Origin of the sequence: Streptococcus parapneumoniae, assembly GCF_037076355.1 — a bacterium.
GTDB lineage: Bacteria > Bacillota > Bacilli > Lactobacillales > Streptococcaceae > Streptococcus > Streptococcus parapneumoniae.
Genome location: NZ_AP026968.1, coordinates 650,087 through 674,019, shown reverse-complemented (window position 1 = coordinate 674,019; position 23,933 = coordinate 650,087). Strand labels below are relative to the sequence as shown.

Sequence of the window (23,933 nt, the reverse complement as noted above, 5' to 3'; positions counted from 1 at the left end):
CATATCGAACAGCCCTCTTTGGGCTGTTTTTACTTCTGCGAAACACCAAATCTGTCTTTTCCCTCTTTTGTGATATAATAGAAACATGAACTTAAAAACTACTTTGGGTCTTCTTGCTGGGTGTTCTTCCCACTTCGTTTTAAGCCGTCTTGGCCGTGGAAGTACGCTCCCAGGAAAAGTCGCCCTTCAATTTGATAAAGATATTTTACAAAACCTAGCTAAGAACTACGAGATTGTCGTGGTCACTGGAACCAACGGAAAAACCTTGACAACTGCCCTCACTGTCGGTATTTTAAAAGAGGTTTATGGTCAAGTTCTGACCAATCCAAGCGGTGCCAACATGATTACAGGAATTGCAACAACTTTCCTAACTGCCAAATCTTCTAAAACTGGGAAAAATATTGCAGTATTAGAAATTGACGAAGCCAGTCTTTCTCGTATCTGTGACTATATCCAGCCAAGTCTCTTCGTCATCACCAATATCTTCCGTGACCAGATGGACCGCTATGGTGAGATTTACACAACTTACAAGATGATTTTGGACGCCATTCGTAAGGTGCCTACTGCCACTGTTCTCCTTAATGGAGACAGTCCACTTTTCTACAAGCCAGCTATTCCAAATCCTGTAAAATATTTTGGTTTTGACTTGGAGAAAGGTCCAGCCCAGCTGGCTCACTATAATACCGAAGGAATTCTCTGTCCTGACTGCCAAAGCATCCTCAAATATGAGCATAATACCTATGCAAACTTGGGTGCCTATATCTGTGAAGGCTGTGGATGTAAACGTCCTGATCTCGACTATCGCTTGATAGAATTGGTTGAGTTGACCAACAATCGCTCTCGCTTTGTCATTGACGGCCAAGAATACGGAATCCAAATCGGGGGACTCTACAATATCTACAACGCCCTAGCTGCAGTTGCCATCGCCCGTTTCCTCGGTGCAGATTCGCAACTCATCAAGCAGGGATTTGACAAGAGCCGTGCAGTCTTTGGACGCCAAGAAACCTTCCATATCGGTGATAAGGAATGTACCCTCATCTTGATTAAAAATCCAGTCGGTGCGACCCAAGCTATCGAGATGATTAAACTAGCACCTTATCCATTTAGCCTATCTGTCCTCCTCAATGCCAACTATGCAGACGGTATTGATACTAGCTGGATCTGGGATGCTGATTTTGAACAAATCACTGACATGGACATCCCTGAAATCAACGCTGGCGGTGTTCGCCATTCTGAAATCGCTCGTCGTCTACGAGTAACAGGCTATCCAGCTGAGAAAATCACTGAAACAAGTAGTCTGGAGCAAGTTCTCAAGACCATTGAGAACCAAGACTGCAAGCATGCCTATATCCTGGCTACCTATACTGCTATGCTGGAATTCCGTGAACTGCTGGCTAGTCGTCAAATTGTTAGAAAGGAGATGAACTAATGGTTTATACTTCACTTTCCTCAAAAGCTGGCAATTACCCCTATCAGCTCAACATTGCCCACCTCTATGGAAACCTCATGAATACCTACGGGGACAATGGAAACATCCTCATGCTCAAGTATGTGGCTGAAAAACTGGGGACACATGTAACGGTTGACATCGTTTCTCTCCATGATGACTTTGATGAAAACCACTATGACATCGCCTTTTTCGGTGGCGGTCAAGACTTTGAACAAAGTATTATTGCAGACGATCTACCTGCTAAAAAAGAGAGCATTGACAACTACATCCAAAACGACGGTGTGGTTCTGGCTATCTGTGGTGGTTTCCAACTATTGGGGCAATATTATGTTGAAGCTTCAGGCAAACGCATCGAAGGACTAGGGGTCATGGGTCACTACACGCTCAATCAGGCCAATAACCGTTTTATCGGGGACATCAAGATTCACAATGAAGATTTCAATGAAACCTACTATGGCTTTGAAAATCACCAGGGCCGTACCTTCCTCTCAGATGACCAAAAACCACTGGGACAGGTAGTCTATGGAAATGGAAACAATGAAGAAAAGATTGGTGAAGGGGTTCATTATAAGAATGTCTTTGGTTCCTACTTCCACGGGCCTATCCTCTCTCGTAATGCCAATCTAGCTTATCGCCTAGTCACTACAGCCCTCAAGAAGAAATATGGTCAGGACATCCAACTCCCTGCCTATGAGGACATTCTCAGCCAAGAAATCGCTGAAGAATATAGCGACGTCAAAAGCAAGGCTGACTTTTCTTAAACCAAGGAAAAACATATCAAAGAACTCCATTATCTTATCGGAGTTCTTTTTGTCTTTTCTTTTACCCTTCTCCCTTGCATTTTCTCTCTTTTTTTGCCAAAATAGAGGGGTAGAAAGAAGGTAGCATATGTCTAAATTACAACAAATCGTAACATATCTTGAATCAGAAAAACTAGACGTCGCTGTCGTATCTGACCCCGTCACAATCAATTACCTCACTGGCTTTTACAGTGATCCCCATGAACGCCAGATGTTCCTTTTTGTCCTAGCGGATCAGGAACCCCTCCTCTTTGTCCCAGCCCTTGAAGTTGAGCGTGCTACTAGCACTGTTTCCTTCCCAGTTGTGGGCTATGTGGATTCTGAAAATCCATGGCAAAAAATGAAACACGCTCTTCCACAGCTTGATTTCAAACGTGTCGCTGTTGAGTTTGACAATCTCATCTTGACCAAATATCATGGCTTGAAAATCGTTTTTGAAACTGCTGAGTTTGAAAACCTCACACCTCGTATCCAACGCATGCGCCTCATCAAATCAGCTGACGAAGTGCAAAAAATGATGGTTGCAGGTCTCTATGCGGACAAGGCTGTTAAGGTTGGTTTTGACAATATTTCTCTTGATAAGACAGAAACAGATATCATCGCCCAAATTGACTTTGCTATGAAACGTGAAGGCTATGAAATGAGTTTTGATACCATGGTCTTGACTGGTGATAATGCTGCAAATCCACACGGCATTCCAGCAGCAAACAAGGTTGAAAATAATGCTCTTCTCCTCTTTGACCTTGGTGTTCTAGTCAACGGCTATGCTTCAGATATGACTCGTACAGTCGCTGTTGGTAAACCAGACCAATTCAAGAAAGACATTTACAACTTGACCCTCGAAGCCCAACAGGCTGCTCTTGACTTTATCAAGCCGGGTGTGACTGCCCATGAAGTGGACCGCGCTGCCCGTGAAGTCATTGAAAAAGCTGGTTACGGCGAGTACTTCAACCACCGTCTTGGTCACGGTATCGGTATGGATGTCCATGAATTCCCATCTATCATGGAAGGAAACGACATGGTCATCGAAGAAGGCATGTGCTTCTCTGTTGAACCAGGTATCTATATCCCTGGTAAAGTCGGTGTCCGTATCGAAGACTGCGGTGTTGTTACCAAGGATGGCTTTGACCTCTTTACAAGTACCAGCAAAGACTTGCTTTATTTTGATTAATATTCATCTAATACTCAATGAAAATCAAAGTGCAAACTAGGAAACTAGCCGCAGGTTGCTCAAAGCACTGCTTTGAGGTTGTAGATAAGACTGATGAAGTCAGTAACCATATCTACAACAAGGCGACGTTGACTCGGTTTGAAGAGATTTTCGAAGATTATAAAATCTTCCCACAATAAAACGCATACTATCAAGGTTTCAACACCTGATACTATGCGTTTTTCTGATTTTTAAGACTTTTATCCAGATTCTTTACTTAATCTTCTTGATACTTTGACTAAGGATAAATCCTACAATCATCCCTACCATATTTTGCATGAAATTTGGTAGGATTTCTGGTAGGGCTGCAGCCCAGCCATTCATCAAAGTTGAACCTAGGGCGTAACCCCCTACCATGGCAATCGTTGCTAAGATAAGGCCTAACCACTGAGTTTTTCCTTTAAATCCTGCGAAAAATCCCTGTAAACCATGGTTGACCAAGCTAAAGAACATCCATTGAGGGTAGCCTGATAAGAGGTCAATCAAGAAACCTGCTAGTCCTCCGACTACAGCCCCTTCACGACTACCAAAGTAGAAGGCCGTAAAGAAGACACCCGCATCTAAAAGAGTTAGAATGCCTGTCGGTGTTGGAATTTTTAAGAAATAGCCTAGAACCACAGAAAGGGCGGTTAATAGGGATACAATGGCAATTTTAGTTGTTTTAGTTTGCTTCATATTGTCTTACTCCATACTGATCTGCTTGTACAATGGCACGATAAACGAAAGCCTTAGAGCTTTCTACTGCTGGCAAAAGTTCATCACCTTTAACCAAGTGACTGGCAATGCTGGAGGCAAAGGTACAACCTGCGCCAGCATTTTGCCCTTGGATAACAGGATTTTCTAGGACTGTAAAGGTTTGTCCATCATAAAAGACATCCACAGCCTTATCCTGACTAAGGCGATTGCCTCCCTTGATAATGACTGCTGGCGCTCCTAAGTCATGCAATTTCTGTGCTGCAGTTTTCATATCTTCAAGGGTTTTAATCTCTTGATCTGCTAATAATTCTGCTTCTGGGAGGTTAGGCGTAATCACACTGACATAAGGGAAAAAGCGAATCAACTCTTGGCAGAGCTCACTGACAGCTACATCATGCGTTTCCTTGCAGACCAAGACAGGATCCAACACCACAGGTACTCCTGGGCGTTGTTTGATAAAGTCCAAGGCCTTCTCAGCCACACTGACAGTTGGTAGAAGACCAATCTTAATCCCTGCAAATTCCACATCACGCAAGCTATCTAATTCATATTGAAAAATGACATCGTCAGTTGGAAAGACTTCAAATCCTTTTTCTGTCAAGGCTGTCAAACAAGTCACTGCTACAAAGCCATGCAAGCCGTTCAAGGTATAGGTAGCCAAATCAGCTGACAAACCACCACCACTAAAAATATCATTTCCAGAAAGTGCTAAAATACGATTATTCTTCATAACGAATCTCCTTTAAATATAAACCATTTGGTGCTGCAGTGGGACCTGCAAGCTGCCTGTCCTTTTTCTCCAAGATGAGGTCAATCTGCTCTACTGGCATGCGGTTATTGCCAATTTTGAGTAGCGTCCCCACCATATTGCGAATCTGCTTATACAAGAAACCATTTCCTGAAAAGGTAAAGGTCAAAAACTGGCCTGTCTCATCCACCCTAAGGCTAGCTTCTGTAATAGTGCGAACCTTATCTTCTACACTAGTCCCAGAGGCTGTAAAGCCAGTGAAATCATGGGTTCCTTCTAGCTTTTTGATTGCAATCTGCATGCGTTCCACATCGAGTGGGTAGGGAAAGTGAGTGGCATAGTGACGGCGCATAGGATTCTTGGGACGTCCTCTATCCACAATAAACTCATAAGTCTTGCTATGCTTGGCATAACGGCAATGAAAATCATCTGCCACAAGCTCAATCGAAATCACATCAATATCTTCAGGGGACTGGGTATCCAAAGCAAAACGGAGCTTCTCCTCATCCATCTGATAAGGCAGGTCAAAATGAATAACCTGTCCCAAAGCATGAACCCCACTATCAGTCCTACCAGCACCGTGAACAGTAATGGCTTGCCCTTTATTTAACCTGGTCAAGGTTTTTTCAATTTCTTCCTGAACGCTACGCGCATGAGGCTGGCGCTGAAAACCAGCAAAGGCATAACCATCATAGGAAATAGTTGCTTTATATCTCGTCATAACCTCTATTTTATCAAGAAAATAGTCTGTAAACAAGCTACAAAATTTAAATCTGTCCGGGTACAATATTTTCGAAAAGAAAAACTTAGGAAACCAATCCTAAGCTCTCTTTTGAAGTAGGTACATGACAAAGATAGAGGTTACAATCAACCAGGATCCTAAGATGGCAAAGACCAACATCCCATTGTGAGTCATCAAGCCAATCGCACCTAGAATGAATGGGGTCGTAAAGGCTCCGAAACTACAGCCTAAAACAGCAAATGAGGTTGCTTGATTGAGGAGTTTGGCTGGAATTCTTTCAGAAACAAGTTGAAAGACCGTCGTCAAGGCTACACTGTAGGCAAAACCAGCCAGAATACTTCCTGCTACTACCACCCACAAGGATGGAGATAAGGCAATCACAATTTGCCCCAAACCAAAGGTAATACCGGACCAGAGGAGCAGTTTCTCTTTAAAGATAGAAATCAAGAAAGAAAAACTCACCCCAGCCACAATCCCGATCAACTGCATGACACTAAGGACAAAACTAGATAACTGGGCATCCCCAAGTCCTCTTTCCACCATCAAACTTGGAATACGGATGGTAATAGCTGTATTGGTACAAACTACAACTGCCGCTTCAATAGCTAGAGTAAAAATCAAGCCTTTCATTTCACGAGTTAAACGACTTGCATCCTTCGCTTTTTTCTTGACTTCTTTCTTTGATTTTCCATAAGGGACAAAGAGCAAATAAAGGGTCAACACCAAAAATCCAGCACTATAGGCTAGGAAGGTAGCTGTCCAACCAAAGGCCAACAATTGGCCGACTGCCAAGGTAATGAGAGAAGCCCCAACGACCTCTGCAGAACCGCGTAGCCCTAACATTTGAATTCGCGTTTTTCCTTGATAGCGTTCACTGATAATAGAAATGGCCTTGGCATTGATCATCCCAACTCCCAGGCCAAAAAGAATCCGTGTTCCAAAGACAAAGGGATAGGCTTGATACCAAAAGGGAGCCGTCCCGCTCAGTGATAAAATCAGCAAGCCCAAACTAATCTGTAAGCGCTCAGTGAATATTTTTTCTAAAAAACCATTTAGTAATAACATCATCATGATTCCAAAGGAAGGCAAGCTAGCCAAGAGCTCAATTTGTTCCTTAGGATAGCCTTGATAATAGTCAAACATGGCTGGCAGGGCACTTGAAATCGAAAAGGAGGTAATCAAAACGAGGGAGAGAGCCAAAATACTGGCCCGTTCTAAAAATTGTTTCATGAAATCTCTTTCTATCTTTCTCTTAATCTTCTACTTTTTTGATCGTTATCAAACAAGCAAGAAAAGAAGAAGTCCCATTGGTTTGTAGACTCCTTCTTAAACTCGAAAATGAATCCCTTGTGTCTCAGGATGATTTTCTCTTGATTTGCTTAATAAAGTAGAAGATAAATCCTGCTACCATATAGGCAACAAAGATAATCAGACACCACTTAAACACAACATCCCAACCCTTGTTCACATTCAAAAAGAAGTAAGGGAAAGGATTATCCTTGGCATTTGGAATATTGAGTTTTAGAACCAAGCCATTAAAAAGAGCAAAAATCATATACAGCAAGGGTAAAATCGTCCACACAATTGGATCCCAAATCTTGTATTGACCCTGTTTGTCAAAAAAGAGGGTATCTGCGAAAAACCAAAGGGGAACGATATAGTGGCAAAGGAAATTTTCCAGAGTATAGAAATTAGTCGCAATAGGCGCCAAGAGGAAATGGTAAATCACACAGGTAATCATGATACTCATGGTGACTCCACCTTTTAAGCGCAAGAGACTTGGCTTTTGCCAGTTTTCACCTACACGGCTCATAACCTTTAAGAGATAGAGGGTAAAAATAGTTACTAACAGATTTGACAGAACCGTGTAATAGAGAAGCATCCCAAAACCACCATGCTTGGTAATTTCAAGGTAAACTCCCGTAAAAGCCGCTAGAAACAAGAAGACACGGCTATAAAATACAAATTTATAGTGTTTTGACATACTTAAATCTTCTTCACAAACTCTGATTTGAGTTTCATGGCACCGAAGCCATCAATCTTACAGTCGATATTGTGGTCGCCTTCTACGATACGGATATTTTTCACGCGCGTCCCTTGTTTCAAATCTTTTGGCGCACCTTTTACTTTCAAATCCTTAATGAGGGTTACTGTATCACCGTCAGCCAATTTATTCCCGTTGGCATCAATAGCAACAAGGCCCTCTTCTACATCTGCAACTTCAGCAGGATTCCACTCATGAGCACACTCTGGGCAAACCAGTAGGGCACCGTCTTCGTAGACATACTCTGAGTTACATTTTGGACAATTTGGTAGGTTGTTCATGGTTTCTCCTTATCATCATTCACTATTCTTTGAAAATCAAAATTTCTCGAACAGCAACTATTATACCCTAAAATCAGCATTTTGACAAATTTAGAAAAAAACCGATATCCATCTATCGGCTTTTCTACATTTACATTCTTTTTTCAGCTTCTGCTTTGATTTTTTCAACTACTTCTTGAATGTTCAAGCCAGTTGTATCAAGGTAGACAGCATCCTCTGCTTGTTTGAGAGGCGAAGTCTCACGATGACTATCCTTGTAGTCACGCGCAGCAATTTCCTCTTTTAGAGTTTCAAGGTCTGTTTCAATTCCCTTGGCAATATTTTCCTTGTAACGACGCTCTGCTCTTTCATCTACCGAAGCTACTAGGAAAATTTTCAATTCTGCTTGTGGCAATACAACAGTCCCAATATCGCGACCGTCCATGACAATCCCGCCTTGCTGGGCAATTTCTTGTTGGAGAGAAACCAGTTTCTCACGCACTTGAGGAATTGCTGCAATAGCAGAAACATGATTGGTCACTTCATTTTCACGGATAGGATGGGTAATATCCACATCTCCTACAAAGACAAGCTGTTCCCCAGTTTCTGAACGCCCAAAACTAATTGGATGCTGGTCCAACAAGGCTAGAAGGGCTTCGACTTCTTCTACTCCTAACTGGTTTTGGAGAGCCATATAGGTTGCCGCACGATACATGGCACCTGTATCTAGGTAGGTGTATCCAAAATCCTTGGCAATAATCTTTGCGACTGTACTCTTACCACTGGAAGCAGGACCGTCAATAGCAATTTGAATTGTTTTCATATCGGCTCCTATTTTATTTTTATAACATCACCTGGATTAGCAAACCAAGATCCTGTAGCCATGTGCCCAGGATTTAAAGCTTCTAACTGAGCAATCGAAATCCCAGCACGAGCTGCAATGGCTGCTTCCCCTTCTCCTGCGAGAACTTTAATCGTTCCTTCAGGATTAGCAGCTTCTTCTGAACTACTAGAAGTAGATTCTGGCTCTGAACTCTGCTCAGGCTGGGAACTGCTTGAAGATGAGACTTGTGCTACACTTGCATCAGAATCGTGAAAATCTTTCAAGGCTGCTGTGCGATTACTCCCACCCGATGATAGATAGATAAGAACAATGATCATCACCACCACAATTACAAAGAAAATACTGGCTAGGATAGTCAAAATACGATTGGCCACTACATCTCTGCCTTGAGTTCTCTTACGACGCTCTGCTCTTGATTCTTCTTGATCATAAATATCTTCTTGCCACGGTTCTTTTTCCATACCCTACTCCTTGTTTTTTTTTACTTTTCTTATTACAATATAAATATGAACATGAAAATCACACTTATACCTGAACGATGTATCGCCTGTGGACTTTGCCAAACTTATTCTGATTTATTTGATTACCACGATAATGGAATCGTGCGTTTTTACGATGACCCTGACCAACTGGAAAAAGAAATTTCTCCTAGTCAGGATGTCTTAGAGGCTGTTAAAAATTGCCCAACTCGCGCCCTGATTGGAAATCAGGAAGCCTAAATCAATGGCGATAATCCACTCCCTCTAGTTTAGCACATTTCCATGTAAAATTATAGTCTTTTCACTTTATTTTTTTCTGTAAAATCAGGAAGGTCACTTTTTTCTTTGATAAGATAAAGTGGTCTTTTTTTGGTCTCCAAATAAATTTTACTGTAACTTAAAATCTAAATTTCTTAATGAGAATAGACTACTACCATTCTATTTCCTTTACTTTCTTTACAAATTCGTCCCACTCTTGTCTACAATCTTTAGATAAACATATATCCGTATAATTGAATGATAAATCTTTAATATTCTTCCACCAATCAAAAGAATTTCCCGCTTCTTCTGTTTCTATTCTTTTGTTAACCACTTCAACAATTGTGTTATCTATCTCTTCCTTATCATCTAAACTTAGAAATCTCCATTCAATTCCATTGGTATAAATTACTTTTTTATACCATAAAAGGTCTCCAATAAGTTGTCCCATCTCTCGAGTTATATGTTCCAAACTGTTCGATATGGTTGATTTAATTTTTTCCTCTGTAATTAAACTATTGTTTAAATTCTTAATTTCCACGCATCCTCGAAGTTTCTTCCATTCTTCAATTTCTATACTTTTTCTGGCTTTATTTTGATAATTCTTATCCAAAATAACTATATCAGGAAAATTACTTAGACCATAATATATTTGCCCCATATTACTCTTTCTTCTTCCGAAGACATATCTTTTTGATAAACTCTCTCTTAAAGTTGGCTTAATTATATCAGCAACTAAAGGATACAGTTCAACCTCTACATAATTTTGTTTCTTTATAAGATCGATTTCTTGGAAATAGTCTTCTTTATTTATCATAAAATAATCCTCCTAATTTTTTATTTCTTAAGTTTCCACTTTTGCAGTAAATCTTCCTACATAAATCCTTGATATCGTATCAAATCCCTAGTTACTTTAAAAACTACCAAAATTCCGGAGTAAAAAAATTATAAAAACAAAAAGTAACTACGCTAGATAAATTCTATCTTTGTTTTGACCTACCATCACTTTTTTCTTTGATAAGATAAAGTGGTCTTTTTTTAGTCTCTAGATAAATCTTACTGATGTACTTGCCGAGAATCCCAATGGTCAAGAGTTGAATGCCTCCAAGAAAGAGAATGACAGCCATCAGAGAGGTCCAACCTGATGTCGGATTGCCCAAAATGAGGGTACGAACTACTACAAAAAAGGTCATAAGCAGAGAAATAAAACAAGATAGGAGACCAGCCACAAAGGCTATAATCAAGGGAAAATCTGAAAAGTTAACAATCCCTTCAATAGAGTAGAAAAAGAGTTGCCTAAAACTCCAACTGGTCTTACCAGCCTGCCTTTCAACATTTGGATAGTCCAGATAGTGGGTTTTAAAGCCGACCCAAGCAAAGAGTCCCTTTGAAAAACGATTAGACTCGGTCAAGGATAAAATGGCATCGACCACAGACCGTCTCATCATGCGAAAATCACGGACACCTGACGGTAGGGCTACTGGGCTAATTTTTTGCATAAGGCGGTAAAAGAGATTGGCGCAGAAACTGCGAAAGAAGGGTTCTCCCTCCCGACTAGTTCTCCGTGTTCCAACGCAGTCCAAGTCTTCATTCTGATCTAGTAAGTTTTTCATCTCAAGCAACATACTAGGAGGATCCTGGAGGTCTGCATCCATTACCACCACCAGATCTCCTGTCGCATATTGTAAGCCTGCATACAGAGCTGCTTCTTTGCCAAAATTTCGTGAGAAAGAAATATAATGCACTGTCGGATTTTGTTCCCGATAGGCCTTTAAGAGTTCCAAGGTCCCATCACTTGATCCATCATCGACAAAGACATACTCGATTTCTGTTCCCAAATCTGGAAGTAAAGTTTCCAAAGCCTGATAAAAAAGAGGAAGTACTTCCTCTTCGTTTAAACAGGGGACAATGATTGACATCACCATCTTAGTCTTCAAATCCATTTGGATGCTTGCTTTGCCAACGCCATGCGTCTTCACACATTTGGGTGATGCCTAATTTTGCTTCCCAGCCTAGTTCTGCTTTGGCTTTTGCAGGATCTGAATAGCAGGCTGCGATATCCCCTGGGCGACGTTCTACAATGCGGTAAGGAATTGGACGTCCCACTGCTTTTTCCATATTTTGGATAATTTCAAGAACTGAGTAGCCTTTCCCTGTTCCAAGGTTATAAATGTTTAGACCTGAACCCTTTTGGATTTTTTTCAGAGCTGCAACGTGACCTTTAGCCAAGTCAACAACGTGGATATAGTCACGAACACCAGTTCCGTCTTCGGTATCGTAATCGTCTCCAAACACTTGCACTTGCTCTAATTTTCCAACGGCTACTTGAGTCACATATGGCAAGAGATTGTTTGGAATACCGTTTGGATTTTCTCCCAAATCTCCACTCTCATGGGCTCCGATTGGGTTAAAGTAACGAAGCAAGACCACATTCCATTCTGAGTCTGCCTTGTAAATATCCGTCAAAATTTCCTCTAGCATAAGCTTGGTGCGGCCATATGGATTGGTCACTGAAAGTGGGAAATCTTCCAAGATTGGCACTGTATGCGGATCTCCGTAAACTGTCGCAGAAGAACTGAAAATAATGTTTTTACAGTTGTTTTCTTCCATGACCTTCAAAAGACTAACAGTTCCAGCGATATTGTTGTCATAGTAGGCAAGAGGGATACGTGTTGATTCACCGACAGCCTTCAAACCAGCAAAGTGAATGACCCCTGTTGGTTCTTCTTGTGTGAAAATGTCTCTGAGGGTGTCTGTATCACGGATATCCGCCTCATAAAAAGGCACTTCAACTCCTGTAATTCTCTCAACAACTTCTAAACTTTTGCGATTGCTGTTGACAAGGTTATCCACCACAACAACCTGATGACCTGCTTGGATTAACTCAATAACAGTGTGGGTTCCGATAAAACCAGCTCCACCCGTTACCAAAATCTTTTCTTGCATCTTTGTTCCTCGATTCTCGGATTTTTTCTTATTTTACCATTTTTGATAGGGAATGTCATTTGCCATCCTAGAAGCTAAGCTAAAATTTCAGTAAAATATTTATTCGCTTTTTAGTCGTTTGACATAGTTTTCAATTGGGTAGTTTAGAGGGTCCAAAGTCAACTCCTTGTCTTGGATCAGTTGAGCTAGATGGTAACCAATGATAGGACCAGTTGTGAGGCCTGATGAACCTAGTCCACTAGCAGCATAGACACCTGCCAATTCTGGCACCTGCCCAAAGAAAGGTGAGAAATCACTAGTGTAGGCACGGATTCCCACACGCTCACCAGCTCTGGTAGCTTCTACTAAACTAGGATAGCAAGGCAGGGCCGCCTCCTCCATTTGCTGGAGCAAGGTTTCATCCACCGTCAAATCAAAACCCATATCATTTTCATGAGTAGCGCCTAAAGATAATTTCCCACCTACAAAAGGAATCAGATCCCACTCCCCTTCTGGCATAATCACAGGATAAGATTCCATGTCTTGGGCAAGCCAATAATCTCGGAGTTGTCCTTTTTGGGGACGAACATCCACTTCATAACCCAAGGGTTCTAACATATCCCCCAACCAAGCTCCAGTCGCCAAAATAACCTGATCAAACACCTCTTCGCCAATCTGGTAGCCTGATGCTAACGGTGTCAGACTCACTTTTTCTTTGACCAGCTTGACCTGACTGGCTTCCAGCAAACGAGTCACTAAGAGTTGACCATCTACTCTCGCTCCACCAGAAGCATAGAGCAAGCGGTCAAATCCCTGTAAGCCAGGGAATAATTCATTAGCTGATGCTGGGTCCAGAATGGCTAATTGCCCTATCAAGGGAGATTCTTCTCTGCGCTGGAGGGCTAGTTGATAGAGTTCTTCCAACTTAGTTTCATCCTTTTTCAGGAGAAAGACTCCCGAACGCTGGTAAAAGTCGATCTCTTGTCCTGACTTCTCTAAATCAGCCAATAAATCCACATAAAAATCAGCCCCCAAGCGCGCCATCTTGTACCAAGCTTTATTGCGGCGTTTGGAAAACCAAGGACTGATAATTCCTGCTGCAGCCTTGGTTGCCTGACCCTGTCCATGGTCAAAAACGGTCACCTCTAGGTCACTTTCTTTCGAGAGGTAGTAGGCAGCTGTTGCTCCCACAATTCCTGCTCCGATAATAGCAACTTTTTTCATTGTTTTCACTTTCTAACTAGATATGGTGGAAAGGATTGGTCGATGCTTGACTAGGTACAATATCGATTGTCCAGCCCTTTTCTCCTTTCCATTGATTAAGAAGCTCTGCAATTTTTTCCACAAAAAGCACTTCAATATAGTGACCTGGGTTCAATGCTAGCAAGCCATCAGACAACATATCCTGGGCAGTGTGGTAGTAAATATCACCAGTGATATAGACATCCGCTCCTTTAGCTAAAGCATCCTTATAGAAAGACTGCCCACTTCCACCGCAGATAGCCACTCTTGAAATAGACTTCTGCAAGTCATTCTCTTGATAATGCACCATTCGAAGGCTATCTAGGCCAAAGACTTGCTTGACATGTTGGGCTAATTCTCCAAAGGTCTGAGGCTGAATATTCCCAATACGACCAATTCCACGTTCAGGACCTGTCTCCTGCAGATAGGTCGTTTCCTCGATACCTAGCATCTGACAGAACCAATCATTGAGACCATTTTCAACAATATCAATATTGGTATGGCTGACATAAACTGCAATGTCATGCTTGATGAGGTCGATATAAATCTGATTTTGCGGACGGCTAGCTACCAAGTCCTTGATAGGACGGAAAATCGGCGCGTGTTTGACAATAATCAAGTCTACACCCTTTTCAATGGCTTCAGCCACCGTTTCTTCACGAATATCCAGAGCCACCATGACTCTTTGGATATCCTTGTCCAAAGTTCCAATTTGCAGGCCACGACTGTCTCCCTCCATTGAAAATTCCTGAGGGCAAAAGGCTTCATACGCGTTAATCACTTCACTTGCTAACATGGAGCACCTCCTTGATGGCTTGAATCTTATCTACTAGAACTTGACGTTCTTCCAAATTTTTTTCTGGGATTTGTCCGAGGGCAAACTCTAGCTTAACAGCTTCTTTTTGCCATTTTTGGACAAAGACTGGACTGACCTCTTTGCACAAGAAAGGTCCAAAGCGAACATCACTGGCTGATAGCTTCATTTGACCTGCTTCCACCACCAAAATCTCGTAAAACTTGCCAGCTTCTTCTAGGATGTTTTCTGCTACAATCTGAAAACCATTGTCTTGCAACCAGATACGCAAGTCATCTTCACGATTATTGGGTTGGAGGATCAATCGTTCTACATTAGCTAACTTGTCCAAGCCTTCTTCTAAAATCCTAGCAATCAAACGACCACCCATACCAGCAATGGTAATGACCGATACCTTATCTGCCTCTTCAAAGGCTGCCAAACCATTGGCTAAACGAACCTGGATTTTCTCCTTTAGTCCGTGAGCCTCAACATTTTTGACCGCAGACTGATAGGGGCCTTCCACCACCTCACCTGCAATAGCACTTTTTATTTGTCCTCTTTCGACCAACTCGATAGGCAGATAAGCATGGTCACTCCCCACATCTAGTAAAATGGTTCCCTGTGGCACAAAGGAAGCCACTAATTCTAATCTCTTTGAAATCATCTTCTCTCACTTTCCAAACTCTATTACCTCTTATTATACCACATTTCAGCTGGCAATCTTGTACCTAAAAAGACCGCAATCCACAGATTGCAGCCTTTCTTTATTTTCTGGCTTGATAGCGACTAGTCAGGATGAAAATCACGGTAAAGACCAACATCATGACACCATAAACAGGTAATGTTTGTCCTGTCAAGGTTGAAATTTCAAGCAGTTTTTGAATTCTTGGGAAGAGAGCTGTGGCTAGGAAGCCTCCTACTGACCAAACAATCAAGAGGACCCGCCATAGGGTAAATGGCATGCAGGCTCTAAATACGGATAAGAAACCAATTGACCCCAATAGATAATAGAGTAGAGTTGAGATTTCTAACTCAGACCAACCTTGGCTACTTCCAAATATTTTCACAAAAAGAACGCTGAACACGACCATGAGAGCGCTTGGTAGGGCACGAAGCATGGATCTTCTGAGGAAGTTTGGTTCGACAGGTTTGATATTTCCCTCAAAAGTCAGAACGAATGGTGGGAAACCTTCCACGAATTGGTCAATCATGGTAATCTGGATTGGAATAAAAGGGAAAATCAAGATCCATTCAGACCGTCCCAGAAGAGCACTGGCAATACAGATAACTGCGAGCAAGAATGAGTAGATGGTCTTTATCAAGAAAATCGGTGCGATGTGGGCAATGTTATTGACCACACGACGACCTTCAAAGAGAATCTCAGGAACATCATTAAAGTCAGAGTTCAAGAGAACCAGATTGGCAATCTGACGAGTCGCTGGATCTCCCTCAGCCATTACGATGGAACAATCCGCCTCACGAAGAGCCAGGATATCATTGACTCCGTCCCCTGTCATAGCTGTTGTATGCCCTGCTTTTTTCAGAGTTTGGATGATGAGTTTCTTTTGATGAGGGGAAACACGTCCGAAAATAGCTATCTCTTCAGCCATAACAATCAATTCTTCATCAGTGATTTTTGAACAATCTACATAGCTATGGTAGTCCGCAAAACCAGCCTTCTGGGCAATGCTGGACACCGTAACTGGATTGTCACCAGAGATAATTTTCAATCCCACTTCCTGAGAACGGAGATAGTCCAGCGTCTCTGCCGCTCCTTCTCGTATCGGGTCTAAGATTTCCAGCAAGGCTAGAGCCTGAATATCAAATGGTTTCTGTGGCTTGTGATGGTCTAGTTTTTCCTGACTGAGAGCCAAGACCAAGACACGTGAACCTCTCTCCAAGGCCTCTCTGGCTTCTGGGACCTCAGAATCTAGCAACATCTCAGGCGCCCCTAAGAAAACTGTTCCCAAACCTTCTAACTCCATAGCACCCCACTTGCGGTCGCTTGAGAAGGGGAGATTGGAAATCATAGAATAGGCTACTTGGCCTTGGAATCGCTGGCGAATAGCTTGGGCAGTTGGATTTTTATCCTCACTGTGAGCTATGTAGCTGGCCAAAATGCTGGCAATAGTCTCCTCACTATAAGTTTCCATTAGCGGAAGAACGGCTTCCACCTGCATCTTTCCTTGGGTGATGGTGCCCGTCTTGTCCAGACAGAGCATATCCACGCGCGCCAAGGTCTCAACAGAGTACATCTCCTGCACCAAGACCTTTTTCAAGCCCAGCTTAATCACCGCGGTCAAGAGCGAAGTAATGGTCAAAAGAGCAATTCCCTTAGGTAACATCCCCAAAAGGGCTGTCGATGAATTTACAACGGACGACTTAAGAGGCAGGCCTTTTAAAAGCAAGGCTTCCAGCAAGAGAGCCAGACCAAAAGGAATGATAATTTTCCCAGTAAAACCAGCTAGCTTGTCCAGTGATTTCATGATACGAGAGTTGATTGGTTTAACGGTCTTGGCTTCCAGCATGAGTTTGGCAGCATAGTTATCAGATCCAACATGGTGAACTTGAGCTAAAACTGCTCCACTGGCTAAGAAACTTCCTGACAAAAGCAAGACATCCACTTCCTTTTGCACCAAATCACTTTCCCCCGTCAACATAGCTTCATTGACTTCCGCAAAGCCTTCTAAAACCAAGGCATCACTAGGAATCTGCTCTCCTGCAGACAAACGAATGACATCTCCTAACACCAATTCTTCAGGATTCAGAGCCACTTCTTGGCCATCACGAATAGTCTTGACCTTTTCCTTGGTCATGAGATTGAGCTTGTCCACCATGTGTTTAGCCCGCAGCTCGGTCACAATTCCAGAAAAAGCGTTAAAGCAGATAACAGCAAAGAAGACCAGATTGCTCCAAGCCTGCACAAAGGCTAGTGCCAAAGCAATGGCAAAGTTCAAAGCGTTAAAAAGAGTAAAGACATTTCGTTTGATGATTTGCCAAGTGCTAGTACTGGCCGATGCAGTAAAATCATTGACCAAGCCCTTAGCCTGTCTTTCCTTGACTTCTCTTTGGGTTAATCCCATAATCTTATTTTTATCCATAAATTCTATCATATCATTTTTTCTAAAAGAATTCTAATCTCATCCCAAATATGGACCTGGTCAAGGGAAAAGTTTGCCAGCCCTCCTTTGATAAGGTATAATAATAACAAGAAAATAATCGAAGGAGATCGCATGTTTTATACTTATTTACGTGGATTGGTTGTCTTGCTCCTATGGTCCATCAATGGCAATGCCCACTATCATAATACTGATAAAATTCCTAATCAAGATGAAAATTATATTTTGGTTGCCCCTCACCGTACCTGGTGGGATCCAGTTTATATGGCCTTTGCGACCAAACCAAAACAATTTATCTTTATGGCCAAAAAAGAGCTCTTTACCAACCGTATCTTTGGCTGGTGGATTCGTATGTGTGGCGCTTTTCCTATCGACCGTGAAAATCCTAGCGCCTCAGCCATCAAATACCCTATCAATGTTCTTAAAAAAAGTGATCGCTCTCTCATCATGTTTCCAAGTGGGAGCCGTCACTCAAACGATGTCAAGGGTGGAGTTGCACTAATTGCCAAGATGGCCAAGGTCCGTATCATGCCGGTTACCTATACAGGTCCTATGACCTTGAAAGGCTTGGTTAGCCGCGAGCGTGTTGATATGAACTTTGGAAATCCAATTGATATCTCAGATATCAAAAAAATGAATGATGAAGGGATTGAAACAGTCGCCAATCATATCCAAACAGAATTTCAACGTTTGGACCAAGAAACAAAACAATGGCACAATGATAAAAAACCAAACCCACTCTGGTGGTTTATCCGTATCCCTGCCCTCATCCTTGCCATTATCCTCGCTATCCTAACCATCATCTTTAGCTTTATCGCAAGCTTCATCTGGAATCCAGATAAAAAGAGAGAAAAACTTGGTTAAATAAATACAACAATCCCTTGGCAAAAGCCAAGGGATAAATCTTTTATTCGATTTTCCATTTTTGGGCCAACCAGCTGGAAAAGGCTAGAAATCGCTCATCCAATTGTTCATGGTGTCCATAAGGATCAAAAACAAACTGACAGTTCGGATAGTGTTTCTGAAGACTGGTATGGATCTGCTCAGCATAGACTGGTGCTTGAGCCAAGCGATTAGTATGGTGTGCTCCTTCTGTTTGACCATTCTGTAAATACAGCAAACAGTCCAAATTTTTCACTGTCTCTGTCTTGCAGTAAGTCACAAAATCAGGATACCAAAAGGAACCGCAGATGGAAAAGACACAGGAAACCTTGTCAAAGCTGAAAAGACTGTAGACTGCCACCAAACCACCTAGTGAGTAACCTCCATAAGCAAGGCGATTTTTATCCAAGCGATAAAGCGACTGCAACTTGTCCAAAAGACCTCCAAATAAATGACTATGATAGGCATTTGCCTGACCGCCAAAATCTGGAGCCCCATCTCTCAGAGCAGATGTCGCCCATGGAGTGTAGTCGTCTAGGCGATTTTTAGAGGTCAAGCCCACTAAAATCACAGATTCGGAAAGAGACGATAAGAAATCCAAGTTTCCATCATTCAATAAAATAGCCGGATAGGTTTGATTGAGGTCGTAGTTAGAAGGAAGGCTGATTTTGACTTGAATTCCTTCCCAATCAAACTCATTATTTATTGATAAAGTCATTGATTTTCTCAAGGGAATCAATCACTGCTGGACCATAGTCCATCAACTCATCGTAAGAGATGGTCATGATTTTTTGATTCTTAATAGCAGGAACGCTTTCCAAAACAGCATTTGCCTTCATCAACTCTACTGCTTTTTCATCCAATTTTTTATTACGGTCGCTGGTCACATAGATAATCAATTCAGGATCCATTGACACGAGATTTTCCAAGGTCAAGCCTGATGTTCCCGTAGCAACGTTTGTATAACCAAGTTGGTTCAGTAAACTTTCTTGCAAAGCAGACTTGTAGGCACCAAAGGTTTCATCATTATAAGCAACCATAATCAAAGCCTTTTTCTTTTCACCTTGGCTTGCTGGATTTGCTTTCTTAACAGCATCAATTTTAGTTTGTAATTGGGCTGCGTATTCATTGGCCTTGTCCTGAACATTAAAAATCATTCCAAGATTTTTGACATCTTCTACGATATTCCCCAAATCTTGCTGAATTGTTGAGAGAGAAGCTTTTTGCGTATAGACTGGGATTTTGTTTTCATTCCAAGTGCTAACTGTCCCCAAGGATTTTTCAGAAAACATCATATTTCGACCCATCACAGCGTCTGGCTCATAAGAAAGGACTGTCTCTTGTGAGACTGTTTTTTTATCCCCGATTTGAGGAATAGTTGCAATCGCGTCCTTGTATTTGTCCGTCACAGCATTGTCTGGATTGAGCATGCCAACAATTTTATCCTTCAATCCCAACTCCAATAAGATTTCAGTGGTTGAAAGATTGTTGGTGATAACTTTTTCAGGTGCCTTGTCAAAGACTTGTTCGACTTCATTTCCTTTAGCATCATAAGTTTTGATATTTAACGGATAAGTCGTCTCTGTGCTGGCCTTTTGACTTGTTTCTGCGCTTGATTGTGTCGTAGCTTTTTCAGTGGTAGTATTGCCACAAGCTGCCAAAGTTAAGGTAGCTACTGTTACGAGTAAAATGCTTAGTGTTTTTTTCATCTTGTTTTCCTTTTCTTTCTTATAAATAGTGAATCATAGCTTGCTGATCCTCGGTCCAAGTCACCTGACTTTGAACTCCGTATACAGTTTGCAATGACTCAGGGGTGATAGTCTCCTTTGGAGTCCCTTGGTAAAGGATTTCTCCCTCTTTCATCAGATAGAGATAATCCGAATAGCGACAAGCAAGTTGAATATCATGTAGGACAGCTAGAACATTGACCTTGAGATTTTTCACAATGGCCAACAAGTCTAGCTGATACTTGATATCCAGATGATTGGTTGGTTCGTCTAGGAGCAAGATAGTCGGTTCTTGGGCCAAGGCACGTGCTAACAAGACTCGCTGTTTCTCTCCCCCTGACAGGGACGAATAGAGACGAGTTTTCTTCTCGAGCATATCCACCTTAACGAGAGCATCTTGAACGAGCGCATAATCCCTTTCCCTTTCCTTTTGTAGAAAAGAGAGGTGGGGAGTTCTTCCCAGCAAGACAATTTCCTCAACTGTACAATCAAACTGCAGCTGGTTAAACTGGGTCACAACTGCCATTTGCTTGGCTGTTTCTTTGAGCGTCCATTGTTCCAGAGGCTTTCCATCTAGGCTTATCAAGCCTTTGTCCACCTTTTCCTGACGATAAAGGAGTTTAAGTAGACTGGTTTTTCCACTTCCATTTGGTCCTAGTATCGTGTGAAATTGATTCCCTTCAACCTTAAGAGAGACTCCTTTGAGGATTTTTTTCTCTCCTAGTCCAAAGTGGACATCCTGACAAATCAAGTCCATATCAGACCCTCACCTCCCTTCGCCTACCCCCAACAATGTAGATAAAGAAGGGAGCACCTACCAAGGCTGTGAAAATACCAATAGGAAGCTCTGCGTTTGGAATGATGATACGAGAGAGTACGTCTGCCCAAATGACAAAGAGGGCACCTAGCAAGGTTGCAACAGGAAAAAGCCTCTTGTAATTCGTTCCTACTAACCCTCGAGCTAAATGTGGAGTAATCAGACCGACAAATCCAATAATCCCACAGGTTGCCACTAAAACTGCTGTCAGCACAGCCACCATTGTCACATAAAGATACCAATAAAAGCGTAAGGGAATTCCCAAAGTTAAAGCAGCCTCATCTCCCATCATCATCGCATTGAAAACACGATACTGAGTAGAGAAAAATAGAAAGGCCATTCCTACTACTATAGTTGGCAGGACCAAGTCAGACCAGGTAGTCCCGGCAAGAGAGCCCATGGTCCAAAATTTAATGGTCATCACACTGTCCGCATTAGCTCCGACTGAGATAATAAAGTTTGAAAATGCCAGAAAGAGAGCGTTGACCACCGTTCCTGATAAAATCAGACTAGAAGTCGTCATCCTTCCCTGCATAGAGGCAATGATGAGGACAGCAATTGTTGCCAAAATAGCTCCAAGAAAAGCTCCAAGGCTAATCATCACTTTTAAACCAAGAATGATGCTCAAGGTTGCTCCTAGAGTTGCACCCGCAGATATTCCTAAGACATAAGGCTCAGCGATGGGATTGTTCACTGTAGACTGCATCACACTACCACACATAGAAAGGCCTGCTCCTACTATCAGACCTAACAATACTCGAGGGAATCTCATGTTCCATACAATGGCAAGAGTAGACTTGGAAACCTCTCCTATCTCAAGAGGAAATCCCAACCTGCTCAAAATAATCCGATAGGTATCTCCTAGATCAATCGCAACAGATCCCATTGAAACTGCTAGAAAGAGAGAAATCCCTAAAATACCTAGCAAAACAACTAAAAGTAACACAAATTGCTGGTCTTGTCGGCTTCCAGAAAATTTGGAAAGCATGAAAACCTCCTTTGATAGAATCTTAAAAATTTAGAAAATTCTCATGAAAAGTATACCATATTTTCAACAATGGAACAAGATGAGAAAAATAAATATAATTGGTCTTACAGTGCTAATAATCGTAACCGAAGATTATACTTGAAGATATCGAGGGAAGGTGACAACAAAAAAGCCCTCTGAAGTCAGAGAGCCAATTTGAGCTCGGGATAAAATCCTAGTGAAACAAAAAAATCTACACGGTCAGAAAAGTCTCTATCGTGCCATTTTCATACATGATGTATAGTCCAAGTAGAATGAATACTAAGGGCACAATGATTCGCTCGTATTTTTCAATTGTCTCGAATATTAAGGGAATAGAGGATAATACCCGACTAATCTCGCATAAGATAATTATGCCGATTACAAACACAAGCAAGGCCACGAGGGTCTGTGACCAATCTAATGAAGCAAAATAAGGTATATAGATACCTAAATTATCTCCGCCAGACGCAATTGTTAGCAATGTAACTGTCCAAAACAGTTGATTTGCCTTGCTTTGTTCTAATCTTTCAATAATTTCTTCCTCTTCTTCCTCTTCTTCCTCACCTTCTCCAACAATTGCAAAGCGAATCCCTAAATAGATAGGGATTAAACCAAGCAATCCAACCATCCATTCTTCAGGCACGAAATTAACGACATAAGCAGCAACTAAACTCGCCCCTACAAGTAAGCCTGTGCCTAGATATTGCCCCGCATAAATATGCCATTTTTGTTTATTCTGTGATAGCTGTGCAAATAAAATAAATAAAATAATTAAATAATCGATACTGGTGGAAATATAAACACCAATAGCAGATATGATTGTCTGTCCCATAAAAAACCCTCCTGTATTAGTCAGTAATAAATCAGCAGATTTTAGGAGAGCACAGACACATTAATTTAGCTATCGCTAGTGGGTAATTTCGAACATAGGAAAGCATTTTACTCCTCCTCAAAACGTAGTTACAAAGTAATTTCTAACTGGAATTAGGTGACTACTTCTATGTAAAGTATAACATACTATACTTTACTTCGTAAAGTGTGGGCTCTCCGAGTAGCTACGCACCTTTATGGTGTAATTAGCTGATACCATTTGAGGTTTTTGTAGTCTCCAAAATTGTGACCGATAAAACCTCAATAAAAAAGCCCTCTGAAAATCAGAGAGCTGATTTGAGCTCGGGCTAAAATCCTAGTGAAAAAGATGAAACTCCTTGTGTTCATCGAACACTGTGTCATTTCCCTGTTTTCATACGGATTTCTTACGCCCTTAGCATCATAATTCTTGCTGGATAAACCGTTTATAGACTAGGCGGTAAGCCGAAGATTGTACAAAATTTTTAGTGAAACAAAAAAATCTCCCCGAAGGGAGATCATTCTGGTTTATTTTACCTTACAGTGCTAGGAACTGTAACCGAAGATTATACTTGAGTATATCGAAGTAAGGTAACAAAAGTAAAAAAGCTACCCAATTTAGAGTAGCTTCATTATCAAGATATGCTCAATTGAACACGGCCTAAGCACTTGGCAAAAAAGATAAAATCTCCTAGAAACTGAAGTTTCTTCGTCAATTTTCCTATTTTTGCTTTGTGCTTTTGACGGCCTTTGTATCTTGAATTAACGACGAAGTCCTAGAGAGTTAATTAACTCACGGTAACGGTTAACGTCGTTTTTACGCAAGTATGCAAGCAAGTTACGACGGCGACCGATTTTCTTCATCAATCCACGGTAAGTAGCGTGGTCTTTTTTGTGTTGTTTGATGTGTTCGTTAAGGTGGTTGATTTCCCAAGTAAGGACAGCAACTTGAACCTCTACTGAACCTGTATCACCTTCGTGACGTGCATATTGTGCGATAATTTCATTTTTTTTCTCTTTTGAGATTGCCATGATG

27 protein-coding genes and 1 pseudogene are annotated in these 23,933 nt (G+C 41.6%); 6 read left to right on the top strand and 22 right to left on the bottom strand.

All coding sequences use genetic code 11. From position 1 onward, the window contains the following. The first annotated feature begins 85 nt into the window (after positions 1 to 85). The 4 genes from murT to SP4011_RS03575 all read left to right on the top strand — a co-directional run bounded on the left by murT (position 86) and on the right by SP4011_RS03575 (position 3,600). Entirely contained in the window at positions 86 to 1,429 is a 1,344-nt protein-coding gene (gene murT, locus SP4011_RS03590; protein ID WP_338619902.1) for a lipid II isoglutaminyl synthase subunit MurT, read from the top strand. Beyond that, positions 1,429 to 2,211, top strand: a complete 783-nt coding sequence (gene gatD / locus SP4011_RS03585; protein ID WP_061817746.1) for a lipid II isoglutaminyl synthase subunit GatD — start codon at positions 1,429 to 1,431, stop codon at positions 2,209 to 2,211. The genes murT and gatD overlap by 1 nt, the downstream gene beginning before the upstream one ends. Positions 2,212 to 2,338: 127 nt before the next feature. After that, the gene (locus SP4011_RS03580; RefSeq protein ID WP_265481942.1) at positions 2,339 to 3,421 is read left to right on the top strand and encodes a M24 family metallopeptidase; all 1,083 of its coding nucleotides are present in this window, start codon (positions 2,339 to 2,341) and stop codon (positions 3,419 to 3,421) included. 29 nt (positions 3,422 to 3,450) lie between these two features. Continuing rightward, positions 3,451 to 3,600 (top strand): hypothetical protein, encoded by a 150-nt coding sequence (locus SP4011_RS03575; protein ID WP_338619898.1) that lies wholly within the window; start codon positions 3,451 to 3,453, stop codon positions 3,598 to 3,600. Between the two features lie 73 nt (positions 3,601 to 3,673). Here SP4011_RS03575 and SP4011_RS03570 read toward each other — a convergent pair whose 3' ends face one another. The 8 genes from SP4011_RS03570 to SP4011_RS03535 all read right to left on the bottom strand — a co-directional run bounded on the left by SP4011_RS03570 (position 3,674) and on the right by SP4011_RS03535 (position 9,255). After that, positions 3,674 to 4,135, bottom strand: coding sequence for an ECF transporter S component (locus tag SP4011_RS03570; RefSeq protein WP_338619897.1), 462 nt, complete (start codon positions 4,133 to 4,135; stop codon positions 3,674 to 3,676). Next, positions 4,122 to 4,886, bottom strand: coding sequence for a bifunctional hydroxymethylpyrimidine kinase/phosphomethylpyrimidine kinase (locus SP4011_RS03565; RefSeq protein WP_338619895.1), 765 nt, complete (start codon positions 4,884 to 4,886; stop codon positions 4,122 to 4,124). The genes SP4011_RS03570 and SP4011_RS03565 overlap by 14 nt, the downstream gene beginning before the upstream one ends. Then, positions 4,876 to 5,625 carry a tRNA pseudouridine(38-40) synthase TruA gene (gene truA, locus SP4011_RS03560; protein WP_125416066.1) on the bottom strand — a complete coding sequence of 250 codons (750 nt, stop codon included), beginning with the start codon at positions 5,623 to 5,625 and terminating at the stop codon, positions 4,876 to 4,878. The genes SP4011_RS03565 and truA overlap by 11 nt, the downstream gene beginning before the upstream one ends. Positions 5,626 to 5,724: 99 nt before the next feature. Continuing rightward, a complete protein-coding gene (locus SP4011_RS03555; protein WP_338619891.1) occupies positions 5,725 to 6,876 on the bottom strand; it encodes an MFS transporter in 1,152 nt (383 codons plus the stop codon). Between the two features lie 124 nt (positions 6,877 to 7,000). Then, positions 7,001 to 7,630, bottom strand: coding sequence for a Pr6Pr family membrane protein (locus SP4011_RS03550; protein WP_338619889.1), 630 nt, complete (start codon positions 7,628 to 7,630; stop codon positions 7,001 to 7,003). Between the two features lie 2 nt (positions 7,631 to 7,632). Beyond that, positions 7,633 to 7,971 (bottom strand): zinc ribbon domain-containing protein YjdM, encoded by a 339-nt coding sequence (locus tag SP4011_RS03545; RefSeq protein ID WP_001061584.1) that lies wholly within the window; start codon positions 7,969 to 7,971, stop codon positions 7,633 to 7,635. Positions 7,972 to 8,101: 130 nt separating this feature from the next. Beyond that, entirely contained in the window at positions 8,102 to 8,773 is a 672-nt protein-coding gene (gene cmk / locus SP4011_RS03540; RefSeq protein WP_054364360.1) for a (d)CMP kinase, read from the bottom strand. A gap of 8 nt (positions 8,774 to 8,781) precedes the next feature. Continuing rightward, on the bottom strand, positions 8,782 to 9,255 hold the full coding sequence (locus tag SP4011_RS03535) for an SAG1386/EF1546 family surface-associated protein (protein ID WP_000410179.1): 474 nt from the start codon (positions 9,253 to 9,255) through the stop codon (positions 8,782 to 8,784). 51 nt (positions 9,256 to 9,306) lie between these two features. Between SP4011_RS03535 and SP4011_RS03530 the strand changes: the two genes are divergently transcribed. Beyond that, the gene (locus SP4011_RS03530; protein ID WP_000705155.1) at positions 9,307 to 9,513 is read left to right on the top strand and encodes a ferredoxin; all 207 of its coding nucleotides are present in this window, start codon (positions 9,307 to 9,309) and stop codon (positions 9,511 to 9,513) included. Between the two features lie 50 nt (positions 9,514 to 9,563). On the opposite strand, the pseudogene SP4011_RS03525 reads toward SP4011_RS03530, so the two are convergent. The 8 genes and pseudogenes from SP4011_RS03525 to SP4011_RS03485 all read right to left on the bottom strand — a co-directional run. Continuing rightward, positions 9,564 to 9,665, bottom strand: a pseudogene (locus tag SP4011_RS03525) (group 2 glycosyl transferase); the annotation flags it as partial. A gap of 38 nt (positions 9,666 to 9,703) precedes the next feature. Continuing rightward, a complete protein-coding gene (locus SP4011_RS03520; protein ID WP_057487109.1) occupies positions 9,704 to 10,348 on the bottom strand; it encodes a hypothetical protein in 645 nt (214 codons plus the stop codon). Positions 10,349 to 10,511: 163 nt separating this feature from the next. Beyond that, the gene (locus SP4011_RS11435) at positions 10,512 to 11,456 is read right to left on the bottom strand and encodes a glycosyltransferase family 2 protein (RefSeq protein WP_419992025.1); all 945 of its coding nucleotides are present in this window, start codon (positions 11,454 to 11,456) and stop codon (positions 10,512 to 10,514) included. Between the two features lies 1 nt (position 11,457). Next, complete coding sequence (galE, locus tag SP4011_RS03505; protein WP_173282509.1) at positions 11,458 to 12,477, bottom strand: UDP-glucose 4-epimerase GalE; 1,020 nt, start codon at positions 12,475 to 12,477, stop codon at positions 11,458 to 11,460. A 99-nt stretch (positions 12,478 to 12,576) separates the two neighbouring features. Beyond that, positions 12,577 to 13,680 (bottom strand): FAD-dependent oxidoreductase, encoded by a 1,104-nt coding sequence (locus tag SP4011_RS03500; protein ID WP_173282508.1) that lies wholly within the window; start codon positions 13,678 to 13,680, stop codon positions 12,577 to 12,579. A 16-nt stretch (positions 13,681 to 13,696) separates the two neighbouring features. Next, complete coding sequence (locus SP4011_RS03495; protein ID WP_338619883.1) at positions 13,697 to 14,494, bottom strand: Nif3-like dinuclear metal center hexameric protein; 798 nt, start codon at positions 14,492 to 14,494, stop codon at positions 13,697 to 13,699. Beyond that, complete coding sequence (locus SP4011_RS03490) at positions 14,481 to 15,158, bottom strand: tRNA (adenine(22)-N(1))-methyltransferase TrmK (protein WP_338619881.1); 678 nt, start codon at positions 15,156 to 15,158, stop codon at positions 14,481 to 14,483. Before SP4011_RS03490 ends, SP4011_RS03495 begins: the two co-directional genes overlap by 14 nt. A 100-nt stretch (positions 15,159 to 15,258) precedes the next feature. Beyond that, entirely contained in the window at positions 15,259 to 17,595 is a 2,337-nt protein-coding gene (locus SP4011_RS03485; protein ID WP_338620398.1) for a cation-translocating P-type ATPase, read from the bottom strand. A 132-nt stretch (positions 17,596 to 17,727) separates the two neighbouring features. On the opposite strand from SP4011_RS03485, the gene SP4011_RS03480 reads away from it, so the two are divergent. Next, positions 17,728 to 18,477 carry a 1-acyl-sn-glycerol-3-phosphate acyltransferase gene (locus tag SP4011_RS03480; protein WP_338619880.1) on the top strand — a complete coding sequence of 250 codons (750 nt, stop codon included), beginning with the start codon at positions 17,728 to 17,730 and terminating at the stop codon, positions 18,475 to 18,477. Between the two features lie 43 nt (positions 18,478 to 18,520). Here SP4011_RS03480 and SP4011_RS03475 read toward each other — a convergent pair whose 3' ends face one another. From SP4011_RS03475 to rpsO, 6 genes are all read right to left on the bottom strand, one after another. Further along, the gene (locus SP4011_RS03475) at positions 18,521 to 19,213 is read right to left on the bottom strand and encodes an alpha/beta hydrolase-fold protein (RefSeq protein WP_338619879.1); all 693 of its coding nucleotides are present in this window, start codon (positions 19,211 to 19,213) and stop codon (positions 18,521 to 18,523) included. Next, the gene (locus SP4011_RS03470) at positions 19,194 to 20,204 is read right to left on the bottom strand and encodes an ABC transporter substrate-binding protein (RefSeq protein ID WP_055348130.1); all 1,011 of its coding nucleotides are present in this window, start codon (positions 20,202 to 20,204) and stop codon (positions 19,194 to 19,196) included. Before SP4011_RS03470 ends, SP4011_RS03475 begins: the two co-directional genes overlap by 20 nt. Positions 20,205 to 20,223: 19 nt before the next feature. Further along, the gene (locus tag SP4011_RS03465) at positions 20,224 to 20,979 is read right to left on the bottom strand and encodes an ABC transporter ATP-binding protein (protein ID WP_338619877.1); all 756 of its coding nucleotides are present in this window, start codon (positions 20,977 to 20,979) and stop codon (positions 20,224 to 20,226) included. Between the two features lies 1 nt (position 20,980). Next, the gene (locus tag SP4011_RS03460; protein WP_262080556.1) at positions 20,981 to 22,027 is read right to left on the bottom strand and encodes a FecCD family ABC transporter permease; all 1,047 of its coding nucleotides are present in this window, start codon (positions 22,025 to 22,027) and stop codon (positions 20,981 to 20,983) included. 232 nt (positions 22,028 to 22,259) lie between these two features. Beyond that, positions 22,260 to 22,880, bottom strand: coding sequence for a CadD family cadmium resistance transporter (locus SP4011_RS03455; protein WP_000531713.1), 621 nt, complete (start codon positions 22,878 to 22,880; stop codon positions 22,260 to 22,262). A 779-nt stretch (positions 22,881 to 23,659) separates the two neighbouring features. Further along, positions 23,660 to 23,929 (bottom strand): 30S ribosomal protein S15, encoded by a 270-nt coding sequence (gene rpsO, locus SP4011_RS03450; protein WP_001018251.1) that lies wholly within the window; start codon positions 23,927 to 23,929, stop codon positions 23,660 to 23,662. Between the last annotated feature and the right edge of the window lie 4 nt (positions 23,930 to 23,933).